This is a genomic window from Variovorax sp. MHTC-1 (assembly GCF_003984645.1).
Classification (GTDB): domain Bacteria; phylum Pseudomonadota; class Gammaproteobacteria; order Burkholderiales; family Burkholderiaceae_C; genus Variovorax.
In genome coordinates, this window is sequence record NZ_RWKI01000006.1 from 69,343 (window position 1) to 81,999 (window position 12,657).

15 protein-coding genes are annotated in these 12,657 nt (G+C 66.1%); all 15 read right to left on the reverse strand.

Going from position 1 to position 12,657, the window contains the following annotated elements; translation table 11 throughout:
• Positions 1–15: 15 nt before the first annotated feature.
• A complete protein-coding gene (locus tag EJI01_RS12130) occupies positions 16–471 on the reverse strand; it encodes a BON domain-containing protein (protein ID WP_126837374.1) in 456 nt (151 codons plus the stop codon).
• Between the two features lie 33 nt (positions 472–504).
• The gene (locus EJI01_RS12135) at positions 505–702 is read right to left on the reverse strand and encodes a CsbD family protein (protein ID WP_126837375.1); all 198 of its coding nucleotides are present in this window, start codon (positions 700–702) and stop codon (positions 505–507) included.
• 120 nt (positions 703–822) lie between these two features.
• Complete coding sequence (locus tag EJI01_RS12140; RefSeq protein ID WP_126837376.1) at positions 823–1,650, reverse strand: DUF429 domain-containing protein; 828 nt, start codon at positions 1,648–1,650, stop codon at positions 823–825.
• A 30-nt stretch (positions 1,651–1,680) separates the two neighbouring features.
• Positions 1,681–2,103 carry a BLUF domain-containing protein gene (locus EJI01_RS12145; RefSeq protein WP_126837377.1) on the reverse strand — a complete coding sequence of 141 codons (423 nt, stop codon included), beginning with the start codon at positions 2,101–2,103 and terminating at the stop codon, positions 1,681–1,683.
• 5 nt (positions 2,104–2,108) lie between these two features.
• Entirely contained in the window at positions 2,109–2,840 is a 732-nt protein-coding gene (gene folE / locus EJI01_RS12150) for a GTP cyclohydrolase I (protein ID WP_126837378.1), read from the reverse strand.
• A gap of 70 nt (positions 2,841–2,910) precedes the next feature.
• On the reverse strand, positions 2,911–3,669 hold the full coding sequence (locus tag EJI01_RS12155) for an endonuclease/exonuclease/phosphatase family protein (protein ID WP_126837379.1): 759 nt from the start codon (positions 3,667–3,669) through the stop codon (positions 2,911–2,913).
• Positions 3,666–4,133: a dihydroneopterin triphosphate diphosphatase gene (gene nudB, locus EJI01_RS12160; protein ID WP_126837380.1), complete on the reverse strand. Its 468-nt coding sequence runs from the start codon at positions 4,131–4,133 to the stop codon at positions 3,666–3,668. The genes EJI01_RS12155 and nudB overlap by 4 nt, the downstream gene beginning before the upstream one ends.
• Positions 4,134–4,212: 79 nt before the next feature.
• A complete protein-coding gene (gene aspS / locus EJI01_RS12165) occupies positions 4,213–6,018 on the reverse strand; it encodes an aspartate--tRNA ligase (RefSeq protein ID WP_126837381.1) in 1,806 nt (601 codons plus the stop codon).
• Positions 6,019–6,049: 31 nt separating this feature from the next.
• Positions 6,050–6,670 (reverse strand): DUF502 domain-containing protein, encoded by a 621-nt coding sequence (locus EJI01_RS12170; RefSeq protein WP_126837692.1) that lies wholly within the window; start codon positions 6,668–6,670, stop codon positions 6,050–6,052.
• A gap of 16 nt (positions 6,671–6,686) precedes the next feature.
• Positions 6,687–7,037: an FmdB family zinc ribbon protein gene (locus EJI01_RS12175; RefSeq protein ID WP_126837382.1), complete on the reverse strand. Its 351-nt coding sequence runs from the start codon at positions 7,035–7,037 to the stop codon at positions 6,687–6,689.
• Positions 7,038–7,108: 71 nt separating this feature from the next.
• Complete coding sequence (locus tag EJI01_RS12180; protein WP_126837383.1) at positions 7,109–8,557, reverse strand: sodium:solute symporter family protein; 1,449 nt, start codon at positions 8,555–8,557, stop codon at positions 7,109–7,111.
• A gap of 14 nt (positions 8,558–8,571) precedes the next feature.
• Positions 8,572–10,137 (reverse strand): ubiquinone biosynthesis regulatory protein kinase UbiB, encoded by a 1,566-nt coding sequence (ubiB, locus tag EJI01_RS12185; RefSeq protein ID WP_126837384.1) that lies wholly within the window; start codon positions 10,135–10,137, stop codon positions 8,572–8,574.
• On the reverse strand, positions 10,134–10,688 hold the full coding sequence (locus tag EJI01_RS12190) for an SCP2 domain-containing protein (protein WP_126837385.1): 555 nt from the start codon (positions 10,686–10,688) through the stop codon (positions 10,134–10,136). Before EJI01_RS12190 ends, ubiB begins: the two co-directional genes overlap by 4 nt.
• Before the next feature lie 131 nt (positions 10,689–10,819).
• Entirely contained in the window at positions 10,820–11,869 is a 1,050-nt protein-coding gene (locus EJI01_RS12195) for a Tim44 domain-containing protein (protein WP_126837386.1), read from the reverse strand.
• A gap of 32 nt (positions 11,870–11,901) precedes the next feature.
• Positions 11,902–12,633: a bifunctional demethylmenaquinone methyltransferase/2-methoxy-6-polyprenyl-1,4-benzoquinol methylase UbiE gene (gene ubiE / locus EJI01_RS12200; RefSeq protein WP_126837387.1), complete on the reverse strand. Its 732-nt coding sequence runs from the start codon at positions 12,631–12,633 to the stop codon at positions 11,902–11,904.
• Positions 12,634–12,657 lie beyond the last annotated feature (24 nt).

The window sequence follows — 12,657 nt, forward strand, 5'->3', positions numbered from 1 at the left end:
GACGAGGCGAGCCGTCTACGACTTCACTTCCAGCTGGTTGTCGACCGAGTTGACGCCCTTCACGTTCTTGGCGATCTCTTCGGCACGCGACTTGGCCGCTGCGTTCGGCGCAGGTCCCTTGAGCATGACGATCCCGCCCTTGGTGTCAACGTCGATCTTGATCGCGCTCAGGTCGGGATCCTTCGCGAGGCCGGCCGAGACAGCAGCCGTGATCGAAGCATCGTCGACGCTCGTCGCCACAGCGGCTCCCGCGTCCGTCGCAGCTTCCTTCGCCCCCGCAGCGGAAGACTCGGTCTTGGCCTTGGCGTCTGCGCCGGCCCGCTCGGTCTTCGCGACGGCGGAATCCAGTTTTTCGCCCGCCGTCTCGTTGCTGCCCTTGTTGCACCCCCCGAGCGCGAGAGCGCCGCCCGCGAGCATCAGCGCCGCCACCCAAGTAGGAGCGCGTTTGAAAGTCGGATTGAGTTGGATCATCTGGAAAACTCCTGTCGATCGAATGAATAAGCGTCAGAGCTTGTCCGCGCCGCGCTTGATGGCGTCCTTGGCCTTCTCCTTGGCATCGCCGTAGGTGCTTTGCACCTTGCCGCCGGCCTGCTCGACCACGCCTTCGCTCTGCAGCTTCTCGCTGCCGCCGACCTTGCCGGCCGCTTCCTTGAGCTTGCCCTTGGCTTGATCGACGCGGCCTGCCACTTGGTCCTTGTTCATGTCGCTTCCTTCGCAAGATGGGATGGGATGAACCGGTGGTTCGACCGAACCACTGAAAACCAATCTAGCGAGCCCGAGCAGCGGTCGTGCGCCGAAGCCGGCTCGATCTGCTGTAGGACTTCAGGCGGTGAGAATCCAGCCTTCCAGCGGATCCATCGCCGCCGGCAGACCGTAGCCCGGACCGGCACTCGACTTGCGGGCTGCGCCCCAGGCGGCTTGCAGCAGGCAGAGCACCGCGTCGATGCAATCGCCCTTGGCATCGGCCAGCAGCCGATCGCGCTCGGCGTCGCCGAGGAAGAGGCGCAGGCCGAGGCGCGCGGAACCTCTTTCGAGCGCGGCAAGCAGATCGATCCTCGCCATGCGCCGCTGTGCGCTCTGGGCAGCGGCATCGTCGCTCTTGTAGCTGCGCCGCCCGATCAGCTCGCGCGCGAGAAGCCCCGGATAGCCCTCCAGCGCAATGCGTGCCATGCCACCGCAGGCCGGCGCGTGCAGTCCCGGCAAGGCAGCACCTGCCGCGAGCAGCCGCGGCACGCCGGCATGCAGCATGAAGGCGACCGGCGGGTTGATCCATTTCATCGAGGGACTGGAGCCCGCCGGGCCGTCTGTTGCGCGGTGCGCGAACTTCCCGCCGACGGGGCGCGCCGCGCAGAACGCAGCGAAGGTTTCGCGAATCCCGGTGCGGCTCAGGCCGGCGTAGTGCGCGATCATCGCCGGCCATTGCGGCGGCCATCCGAGCTGCACGACCAGTTCGCGCGGCAGGCCGAAGGGAAAGTCGAAGGCGCCGACCCATTCGGGCGTGTCCGACAGCCATTGGCGCCAGGCGTCGAGCGACGCGAAGCGTTCGAGCCGCAAGAGCCGGACGCCCCCCTCCTGCGCGGCCCCGAGAGCGAGCACGACGGGCTTGCGCCAAGTCGGTGCGCTCGAAAAATCGCAGCCCAGCAGCAGCATGGCCGATGCAGCCTCGGCCGCGCGCGCGACTCAGTGCCGGCCGACGATGGCGGCGGTAGCCATCAGTTCTTCGAGCAGCGCGAGCGATACCTTGCCCGAGACCGAATAGGGATCGAGCTCCGCCTTTTCCGAGTACTTGAGCAAGGTCGAGACATTGAGCTTCGACAGATTGACCTGCCCCATCGTCCAGCCGCCGAAGCGGCGTTCGGAGATCTCTTCGTAGTGCAGCAGCACCACGTCCTTGTGGCGGGGATCCCGCTGAATGTGGCCGTACAGCTCGCTGATCGCCATGCGGCCGCCTTCGATGGCCTGCAGGAACACGCCTGCGCCATAGCAAAGGATGCCGGTGATGCCGCACGCAGTGTTGTGCGAGCGCGATTGCGAGAGGATCGCTTCGATGGCGCCGGGGCTGGTATCGACGGCGCGGCTCGCATAGAGAAGTCGTACGAGCATGGCGTTCAACTCCGGCGGGGAAGAAGGGAAAGGAATTCGCGCCGCAGGTTGGAGTCTTTCAGGAACGCGCCGCGCATCACCGAATTGATCATCTTGCTGTCCATCTCCTTGACGCCGCGCCACTGCATGCAGAAGTGCTCGGCCTCGACCACCAGCGCCAGGCCATCGGGCTGCGTGCGCTCCTGGATCAGGTCGGCCAGCTGAACCACGGCTTCTTCCTGGATCTGGGGCCGGCTCATCACCCATTCGGCCAGCCGCGCGTACTTCGACAGGCCGATCACGTTGGTCTGCTCGTTGGGCATGACGCCGATCCAGAGCTTGCCGATGATCGGGCAGAAATGGTGCGAGCAGGCGCTGCGCACCGTGATCGGGCCGACGATCATGAGCTCGTTGAGGTGCTCGGCATTCGGAAATTCGGTGAGCGAGGGCTGGGCCACGTAACGGCCCTTGAACACCTCGTTGAGGTACATCTTCGCGACGCGACGAGCCGTGTTGTCGGTGTTGTGGTCGTTGTCCAGGTCGATCACCAGGCTTTCGAGCACATGCTTCATCTTGACTTCGACCTCGTCGAGCAGGCGCTCGAGTTCGCCGGGCTCGATGAACTCGGCGATGTTGTCGTTGGCATGGAAGCGCTTGCGGGCGGCCAAAAGGCGCTCGCGTATCTTCACGGATACGGGCGTGCCTTCATCATCGGCCCCCTCGTCGGGCCGCTCTACGGCGTCGGTTTTCCTTAGCATGGAAGCATCCTAACAGTGAATGTATTGAGGGCGAATGACCCTGCAGCGCGCTTCCCGCCTGCGCACAGAGCTATTGTTTTGATAGCAAGAAATCCGTCACCAGCGGCAGGTGATCGGACATGCGCGCCCAGATCGGCCCGCGCGGCACCGTGGTGGCGACCACCTCGACCTGGCGGCCGTAGATGAAGTCGAGTTGGGTCACCGGCAGGCGCGAGGGATAGGTCAGCGTGCGCGCTCCGCGCAGGTCGCCGGTGTCGCGCAGGCCCATGGCGTTCATCGCGTAGCGCATGCGCGCACCCCAGTCGTTGAAATCGCCGGCCACGACCAACGGCTCGCCGGGAGGAATCTCACGCTCGATGAATTCCCGCAGCAGCGCTACCTGGCGCACGCGGCTGCCCTTGATGAGGCCCAGGTGCACCACGATGGCATGCACCGGCCGGCCTTCGACATCGATCGCCACGTGCAGCAGCCCCCTCTGTTCGAAGCGATGGTCGGAGATGTCCTGGTGGGTCTTGCGCAGTACCGGCCAGCGCGTGAGCAGCGCGTTGCCGTGCTCGCCGTGCCGCGTGATGGCGTTGGTTTCGTAGACAGCCGTGTAGCCCTCGGGCGCGAGAAAGTCGGCTTGCGGCAACTCGGGCCAGTGCCTGAAGCGGGCGGCGGCCTGCCGGTTCATCTTGCGCACTTCCTGCAGGCAGACGATGTCGGCATCGAGCTGCTCGATGGCATGGCCCAGGTTATGGATTTCGAGGCGCCGCGCGGGGCCGATGCCTTGCACGCCCTTGTGGATGTTGTAGGTCGCCACCCGGATGCTGTTGGTCGGCGCGTTCATTGCGCAAATTGTGGCAGCAGCAGGATCGCTTCGGCGTTCGAAGGGGAAAAGCAGGCATCGGCCGCCTCGCGGTAGGGCAGCCAGCGCCAGGCCGTGTGTTCGCGCGGGTCCAGGCGCGGCGTCAGGCGCTCGGGCACGCAGAGGCCGAACAGATGCTCGGTGTTGTGGGTGACTTCCGGCGCGTAGCGGGCGCGCCAGCGGGGGTAGATCTCGTAGATGTTCTGCAGTCGCCAGTCGCGAAGCTGCGAGGCGAGCGCGCTGCCTTCGCCGCAATCTATGCCGGTCTCCTCGGCCACCTCGCGCGCCGCGGTCAGCGCGAGCGGCTCTTCGGCCAGGTCCTTGCTGCCCGTGACCGACTGCCAGAAGTCATCCACGTCGGCACGCTGGATCAGCAGCACGTCGAGCGCCGGCGTGTGGATCACGACCAGCACCGACTCGGGAATCTTCCAGGGCCGCCCGCTCACTCGCCAACCTTCGCGCCGCGCGCTTCGGTATTCGCGTTGGGAGCGGCCCGGCGGCTCATGCCTTTGCGCTCCGGCTCTCTCAGAGAACGTTGTGCACGTTGCGCAACCGGATGTGCAGCTCGCGCAACTGCTTCTCGTCGACCGGGCTCGGCGCCTGCGTCAACAGGTCCTGCGCGCGCTGGGTCTTGGGGAAGGCGATCACGTCGCGAATCGACTCCGCGCCGCTCAGGAGCATCACCAGCCGGTCCAGGCCGATCGCGATGCCACCGTGCGGCGGTGCGCCGTACTGCAGCGCATCGAGCAGGAAGCCGAACTTGTTCTGGGCGTCCTCTGCGCCGATCTTGAGCGCGCGGAACACCTTGCTCTGCACCTCCTCGCGGTGGATACGCACCGAGCCGCCGCCCATCTCGATGCCGTTGAGCACCATGTCGTAGGCCTTGGCGATGCACTTGTCGGGCGCGGTGTCCATCAGGTCTTCATGACCGTCCTTGGGCGCGGTGAAGGGATGGTGCACGGCCGACCAGCGCTGACCTTCCTCGTCGAACTCGAACATCGGGAAGTCGACCACCCACAGCGGCGCCCAGCGGTCCTCGAACAGGCCGTTCTTGCGGCCGAAGGCGCTGTGGCCGATCTTCACGCGCAGCGCGCCGATAGCGTCGTTGACGATCTTTTCCTTGTCGGCGCCGAAGAACAGGATGTCGCCGTCGCGCGCGCCGGTGCGCGCGATGATTTCCGCCAGCGAAGCATCGTTGAGGTTCTTGACGATCGGGCTCTGCAGGCCCTCGCGCCCCTGCGACGCGTCGTTGACCTTGATGTAGGCCAGGCCCTTGGCGCCGTAGATCTTGACGAACTCGGTGTAGGCATCGATGTCGCCGCGCGACAAGCCGCCCTCGGCGCCGCCGCCGGGCACGCGCAGCGCCACCACGCGGCCGCCTGGGGTGCCGGCGGCCTGCGCGAAGACCTTGAATTCGACGTTGCGCATCACGTCGGTCAGCTCGGTGAACTCGAGCTTGACCCGCAGGTCGGGCTTGTCGGAGCCGTACTTGAACATCGCGTCCGCATAGCTCATGACCGGGAACGGCGGCAGTTCAACCTCGGCCGCCGCGCGGAACACCTTGCGGATCATGCCTTCGAACATCTCGCGGATCTCTTCCTCGGCCATGAACGAGGTTTCGATGTCGATCTGCGTGAACTCGGGCTGACGGTCGGCGCGCAGGTCTTCGTCGCGGAAGCACTTGACGATCTGGTAGTAGCGATCGTAGCCGGCCACCATCAGCAGCTGCTTGAAGAGCTGGGGCGACTGCGGCAGCGCGAAGAAGCAGCCGTCGTGCACGCGGCTCGGCACCAGGTAGTCGCGCGCGCCTTCGGGCGTGGACTTGCCGAGCATCGGCGTCTCGATGTCGATGAAGCCGTTGGCGTCGAGGAACTTGCGCACCTCCATCGTGACCTTGTAGCGCAGCATCATGTTGCGCTGCATCGCTGGGCGGCGCAGATCCAGCACGCGATGCGTGAGGCGGGTGGTTTCCGAGAGGTTGTCGTCGTCCAGCAGGAAGGGGGGCGTGACGGAAGGATTGAGCACCTTCATCTCCTGGCACAGCACTTCGACCTTGCCGCTCTTCAGGCTCTCGTTGACCGTGCCCTCGGGCCGCGCGCGAACCAGGCCTGTGACCTGTACGCAGAACTCGTTGCGCAGGCCTTCGGCCGTGGCGAAGGTGGCGGCGCGATCGGGATCGCACACTACCTGCACGTAGCCTTCGCGGTCGCGCAGGTCGATGAAGATCACGCCGCCATGGTCGCGGCGGCGGTTGACCCACCCGCACAGGGTGACGGTTTGGCCCAGCAGGGCTTCGGTCACGAGACCGCTGTAGTGAGAACGCATGGCCATAGGTGGATTCCGGCGCCGACAGTGGCGCGTTTTATTTGATCGCGATGGTTGCGGGGCCGCCGGGAACGACCACGCCCATCGACACGATGTACTTGAGCGCGTCGTCCACGCTCATCTTGAGTTCGATGCAGTCGCTGCGCTTGAGCATCACGAAATAGCCGCCCGTCGGGTTGGGCGTGGTCGGCACGTAGACGCTGAGGTAGTCGCCGCCGCCGAGGTGCTCCACCACGTCGCTGCCGGGCGCACCGGTCACGAACGCGATGGTCCACACGCCTTCGCGCGGCCATTGCACCATCACCGCGGTGCGGAAGGCATTGCCGTTCTCAGAGAACAGCGTGTCCGATACCTGCTTGACGCTGGAGTAGATCGAGCGGACCACCGGAATGCGGCGCACCACGGCGTCGCCCCATCCCAGGAGGCGCTTGCCCACGAAATTGCTGGCGATCGCGCCGACCGCCAGCAGGATCGCCAGCGTCAAGAGCACGCCCAGGCCGCGCACCTTATGGTCGTACAGCCACTTCTGCCACGCTTCCGGCAGCAGCCACAGCGTCTGGTCGAGTGTGCCGATGATCCAGTTCAGCACGCCGAGCGTGATGACCAGCGGCACGATGACCAGCAAGCCGGAAAGCAGCCATTTGCGCAGCGCGAGCATGGTCGATCGGCTCAAGTCAGTCGCTCTTGGCGGCGGGCGCCGGGGCCGGTGCGGGAGATGCGGCAGATGCGGCAGGGGTAGCGGCCGCCGGCGCGCCCGAGGTTTCGGCCGGCTTGGCGGCAGCCCCGTCGGCCGGCGCGCCTGCGTCGCCGGCGCCCTTGTCAGCGCCCTTCTTGTTGCCTGCGCCGTCGCGGAAATCGGTCACATACCAGCCCGATCCCTTGAGCTGGAAGCCGGCAGCGGTGAGCTGCTTGCCGAACGCGCTGGCGTGGCAATTCGGGCACTCCGTCAAGGGCGCATCGGACAGTTTCTGCAGCACGTCCTTGGCAAAGCCGCAGGCGCTGCACTTGTAGGCGTAGATAGGCATGGGTTGGGGGACGCATCAGCGGCCGGCGGCCGCTCGCAAAGCTCTCGATTATAAGCGCCGCCCCTCCCCGCTCAGGCCGGGTCGACAGCCAGCGGCCGGTGCGGCGTGCGTGTGTCGGAGACCCACTGCGGCGCCAGCGAGCCCGCGAACATGCCGGCGAAAGCAGCCAGCACACCGGCGAGCTGCGCCGGGAACTGCTCGCCCCAGGGCATGGCCAGGAACAGCAGCCAGACCCCGATGCCCAGCACGACCGCCGCGATGGCGCCCTGCGTCGTCGCGCGCTGCCAGTACAGGCCGCAGACCAGCGGCACGAAGGCGCCCACCAGCGGCACCTGGTAGGCGCCGGAGACCAGCTCGTAGATCGGCGTACCCTGCATGCGGATCGCATAGGCGAGCACCGCGGCGCTGAAGAGCAGCACCGTGATGCGCATCGTCATCAGGTTGGAGTTGTCGCTGCCCGCCGGACGGAACTGGCGCCAGATGTTCTCGGTGAACGTCACGCTCGGCGCCAGCAGGGTGGCGGAGGCCGTCGACTTGATGGCCGAGAGCAGCGCGCCGAAGAAGAACACCTGCATCACGAAGGGCATCTTCTCGAGCACCAGCGTGGGCAGCACCTTTTGCGCGTCTTCCTGCAGCAGCGTGGCGGTCTGCTCCGGCATGATCAGGAGCGCGCTTGCGACCAGGAACATCGGCACGGCGGCGAACAGGATGTACGCGATACCGCCGATCACGGGCCCGCGCGTCGAGGCCTTCACGCTGTTGGCCGACATGACGCGCTGGAACACGTCCTGCTGCGGGATCGAGCCCAGCATCATGGTGATCGCGGCCGCGAAGAAGAAGATGATGTCCTTGAAGGTCGGCTCCGGCCAGAACCGGAACAGGTCTTTGCTGGAAGCGAAGGCGATGACCTTGTCGGCGCCGCCGGCCATGTTGCCGGCGAACATGGCGATCACCGCCAGGCCCAGGACCAGGATGATCATCTGGATGAAGTCGGTCACCGCCACCGACCACATGCCGCCGAAGAGCGTGTAGGCCAGGATCGAAACCACGCCGATCACCATGCCGATCGGGATGCTGATGACGCCGCCCGACAGCAGGTTGAACACCAACCCCAGCGCCGTGACCTGCGCCGAAACCCAGCCGAGGTAGCTCAGCATGATGATCAGCGAACAGGCGATCTCGATCGTGCGGCCAAAGCGCTCGCGGTAGTAGTCGCTGATGGTGAGCAGCGTCATGCGGTAGAGCTTGCCGGCGAAGAAGAGCCCGACCAGGATCAGGCAGGTGCCGGCGCCGAACGGATCCTCGATCACGCCGTTCAGGCCGCCTTCGATGAATTTGGCCGGGATGCCGAGCACCGTTTCGGAGCCGAACCAAGTGGCGAAGGTCGTGGTGACGATCATGTAGAGCGGCAGATTGCGCCCGGCGATCGCGAAGTCGGTGGTGTTCTTCACGCGCTTGGCCGCATACAGGCCGATGGCGATCGTGAACAGCAGGTAGATGATGACCAGGGTCAGCAGCACGACGGAATCTCCTTTCAGAAAAGACGCACGCGCACCAGCACCTGCATCGCGATCAACCCCAATACAAAACCTATGCCACCGTAGATGATGGCCTGCAGAAGCCGGTTAGTCCGCCTTTGAGCGGCCAGCAATTCGAGCAGTTCGCGCCGGTGGTCGGCCGGCCGATTTTCCAGGAAATCGTGCAGAAGCCGAGGGAGCTGGGGCAGCAGCTTGGCATAGCGGGGCGCCTCGGCGCGCAACTGTTCCAGCAGCTTGCGCGGACCGATCTGGTCGCTCATCCACCTCTCGAGGAAGGGCCTGGCCGTGTGCCAGAGGTCGAGATCGGGATCGAGCTGGCGGCCCAGGCCCTCGATGTTGAGCAGGGTCTTCTGCAGCAGCACCAGCTGCGGCTGGATCTCGACATGGAAGCGGCGCGAGGTCTGAAACAAGCGCATCAGGACCATGCCGAGCGAGATTTCCTTCAGCGGCCGATCGAAGTAAGGCTCGCACACGGTGCGGATCGCCGCTTCGAGCTCATCGATGCGCGTGCCCTCCGGCACCCAGCCGCTCTCGAGGTGCAGCTCGGCCACGCGCTTGTAGTCGCGCCTGAAAAAAGCGGCGAAGTTCTGCGCCAGGTACTCCTTGTCGGACTCGGTCAGCGTGCCGATGATGCCGAAGTCCAGCGAGATGTAGCGCCCGAAAGTGGCCGGATCCAGGCTGACCTGGATGTTGCCCGGATGCATGTCGGCATGGAAGAAGCCGTCGCGGAACACCTGCGTGAAGAAGATGGTGACGCCGTCGCGCGCCAGCTTCGGGATGTCGACCCCGGCCGCCCGCAGGCGGTCGAGCTGAGCAATGGGCACGCCCTTCATGCGCTCCATCACGATCACTTCGGGATGGCAGAAGTCCCAGAGCATCTCGGGAATCATCACCAGTTCGAGCTTGCTCATGTTGCGCCGCAACTGGGCGGCGTTGGCCGCCTCCCGCACCAGGTCGAGCTCGTCGTGCAGGTACTTGTCGAACTCTGCGACCACCTCCCGCGGCTTGAGCCGCTTGGCATCGGTCGACAATCCCTCCACCCAGGCGGCCATCATGGCCATGAGCTCCAGGTCCTTCTCGATCACGCCGCGCATGCCGGGCCGCAGCACCTTCACCGCGACCTCGCGCACTACACCGCCGGAATCGCGGATGGTTGCGAAATGCACCTGCGCGATCGAGGCGCTGGCCACCGGCGTCTCGTCGAACTGCACGAAGATTTCGCCGACCGGCCGGCGAAAGGCGCGCTCGATGGTCGCGATCGCGACCTTCGAATCGAAGGGCGGCACGCGGTCCTGCAGCCAGGCCAGCTCGTCCGCGATGTCGGACGGCAGCAGGTCGCGCCGCGTCGACAGCACCTGCCCGAACTTCACGAAGATCGGCCCCAGGCTCTCCAGCGCCTCGCGCAGGCGCTGGCCGCGCGGCGCCTCGAGGTTGCGGCCGGTCGAGACGATACGCGCCACAACGCGCAGCCAGGGTTTCTGGAAGCTCGTGAGCACGAGCTCGTCGAGGCCGTAGCGCAGCGCGACCAGGACGATGACGATGCCGCGGTAGAAACGCCTCATTCGGGGCCTGCGGGCCCGGCGGCCTTGCCGCCGCGCTCACCGACGAACTGCCGCAGCGCCGCCACCACGCGCCGGGCGCCGGTGGCGATGGTGTGCGCGGGAACGTCGCCGATCAGGCGCGCTAGGTCGTCCTCCACGTCCCAGCGCACGTGGTCGACCAGCCAGTTGACCTCGGCCGCCAGTTGCACGTCGCCCTCGATGCGTACGGGAGGCTTGTCGCCGCGGAACGCGGCCCGCGCGAGGCCGAAAGGGGACTGCTCGGTTACAGCGAGCGTGAGCTCGGAGACGGCATCCGGCGGCGCCAGGTCGAGCAGGCCGGCCGGCGTGGCCACGAACTTCATCGTGACGAAGCGCCATTCGAACTGGACCACCCGCCCCTGCTGGCGCATCAGCCGCTGCTGGGCCTCGGGTTCCTGCTGCAGCACATGGTTGAGAAAGAGCACGGCGCGGTGCTGAACCTCATGGACGACCCAATCCGGCGGCTGCAGGCGGCTGCTTGCGCGGTTGACGAAGTCGTCGAGAAAAGAAAATGGGGACGATGGTGTGACCATGTCCCCATTATTCCCGATGAACTATTTGCCCCCCGGCTTTTCACTGCGCTCGCTTCGTGTAACTCCACCCCCGAGGGGGAGGCGCGGCTCGCCTTGGGGCCGCCCGGCGGCGGCCGCCGGGTAGGTCTCTCTTACTGAAGGGCTTGCACGCCCGCTACCAGCCAGCCGCTCGTGCCGCTGGTCGGCTTGGTCATGTTCCAGACTTCGCGGAAGGGGCTCGGTCCGGAGGACACGTCCTCCCGGATCATGCCGGAGAACTCCACGCTGGCCAGGTAGGCATCCGGCAGTTCCTCGATGCCCAGCAGCTTGGCATCCAGCATCACGACCTCGGTCTTGTTCGGCTGGCCGCCGGTGTGGTTCTCGCGCTCGGCCAGCTGCTGGCGGATTTCGCCGACCATGCCGTCGGTCATCATCGAACGCAGGGTGCCGATGTCCGTCCGGTCCCAGGCGTCCTGCAGGGTCACGAAGTTGCGCTTGGCGGCAGCGAGGAAGCCGTCGACATCGAAGCCGGCCGGAATGCCCCAGGACTGAGAGCCGCCCAAGGCGGAACCGATCAGGCTGCCGCCGGCCGCCGCTGCGCCTGCCATCGACGAACCGCCGGTGCTGCGCTCGGCCGGGTGATCGGGCTGCTGCGCCGGGCTGGCATCGAAGGCCGTCGCGTTGTGCTCCCAAGGACGGGCGGAAGCGTCGTTGCCGACGTTGTTCGGGCTGTACTGCGAAGGCGCGCTCGCATTGGCGGGATGGCCCGCGCCCTGGAAGGCGAAGCCGCCGCTGCGCGATGCGCCGTTGGCACGCGAACGCGCCGCGAAGATGCGCCACACGACCACCGCAGCGACCACGAGCAGGAGGATCAGCAGGATGTTGCCGAAGGCTGCGCCCAGGCCGAGCGAGTGCGCAAGCCACGCCAGGCCGAGGCCCGCAGCCAGACCGCCGAGCATGCCGGCCCACGGACGCTTGGGTGCCGCCGCAGCGGGCGCGGCCGCCGCCGGCTTGGCAGCGGCGCTGTTCACGTTCTGTGCAGGGGCGCCGGGCGTGGCAGGCGCGGTGGGCGCGGCTTCACGCTGCGTCACGTTGCCCGACTGCTTGCCGATCGACTTTCCGCCGCCAAGGCGGCGTGCGTCGGCATCGATGCTTACGGCCGCCAGCGCACACACCAGCAGAACGGACCAAAAACTTTTCATGACGTCTCCTCTTTCGGCAAAAAATTTCTTCATCAGCACTTGATTCCAACATGCAGGGCAACGACGCCACCGGTCATGTTGTGATAGTCCACATGTCCGAAACCGCCCTCTTTCATGAGGGTCTTGAGCTCCTCCTGCGAGGGATGCATCCGGATCGACTCGGCCAGGTAGCGGTAGCTTGCATCGTCGCCCGCCACCACCTTGCCGAGGAGCGGCAGCACCTTGAACGAATACCAGTCGTAAACCTTGGAAAGCGGCTTGGCGACCTTGGAGAATTCGAGCACCAGCAGCTTGCCGCGCGGCTTGAGCACGCGGTTCATTTCCTTCAGCGCAAGATCCTTGTGCGTCATGTTGCGCAGACCGAAGGCGACACTCACGACATCGAAGTGATCGTCCGGAAAGGGCAACTTCTCGGCATCGCATACCAGCGTGGGCAGCGCGACGCCGGCATCGAGGAGCCGGTCGCGGCCCGTGCGCAGCATGGCTTCGTTGATGTCGGTGTGCACCACCTCGCCGCTGGCGCCCACCTTCTTCGCGAAGGCCAGCGCGAGGTCGCCGGTGCCGCCCGCGATGTCGAGCACCTTCGAGCCCTCGCCCACGTTCGCGACCATGACCGTGTAGGACTTCCACGCGCGATGCAGGCCCGCCGACATCAGGTCGTTCATGAGGTCGTAGCGAGTCGCGACCGAGTCGAACACGCCGCGCACGCGCTGTGCCTTGTCGCTTTCCTCGACCGTCTCGAAACCGAAGTGGGTACTGCTCATGCACCCGATGTTAGGCCGGAAGCG

Bases quoted from the DNA above. Each gene is read 5' to 3' on its own strand.
- EJI01_RS12130 (WP_126837374.1), bottom strand. From the start codon at position 471: ATGATCCAACTCAATCCGACTTTCAAACGCGCTCCTACTTGGGTGGCG.
- EJI01_RS12135 (WP_126837375.1), bottom strand. From the start codon at position 702: ATGAACAAGGACCAAGTGGCAGGCCGCGTCGATCAAGCCAAGGGCAAG.
- EJI01_RS12140 (WP_126837376.1), bottom strand. From the start codon at position 1,650: ATGCTGCTGCTGGGCTGCGATTTTTCGAGCGCACCGACTTGGCGCAAG.
- EJI01_RS12145 (WP_126837377.1), bottom strand. From the start codon at position 2,103: ATGCTCGTACGACTTCTCTATGCGAGCCGCGCCGTCGATACCAGCCCC.
- folE (WP_126837378.1), bottom strand. From the start codon at position 2,840: ATGCTAAGGAAAACCGACGCCGTAGAGCGGCCCGACGAGGGGGCCGAT.
- EJI01_RS12155 (WP_126837379.1), bottom strand. From the start codon at position 3,669: ATGAACGCGCCGACCAACAGCATCCGGGTGGCGACCTACAACATCCAC.
- aspS (WP_126837381.1), bottom strand. From the start codon at position 6,018: ATGGCCATGCGTTCTCACTACAGCGGTCTCGTGACCGAAGCCCTGCTG.
- EJI01_RS12170 (WP_126837692.1), bottom strand. From the start codon at position 6,670: ATGCTCGCGCTGCGCAAATGGCTGCTTTCCGGCTTGCTGGTCATCGTG.
- EJI01_RS12175 (WP_126837382.1), bottom strand. From the start codon at position 7,037: ATGCCTATCTACGCCTACAAGTGCAGCGCCTGCGGCTTTGCCAAGGAC.
- ubiB (WP_126837384.1), bottom strand. From the start codon at position 10,137: ATGAGGCGTTTCTACCGCGGCATCGTCATCGTCCTGGTCGCGCTGCGC.
- EJI01_RS12190 (WP_126837385.1), bottom strand. From the start codon at position 10,688: ATGGTCACACCATCGTCCCCATTTTCTTTTCTCGACGACTTCGTCAAC.
- EJI01_RS12195 (WP_126837386.1), bottom strand. From the start codon at position 11,869: ATGAAAAGTTTTTGGTCCGTTCTGCTGGTGTGTGCGCTGGCGGCCGTA.
- ubiE (WP_126837387.1), bottom strand. From the start codon at position 12,633: ATGAGCAGTACCCACTTCGGTTTCGAGACGGTCGAGGAAAGCGACAAG.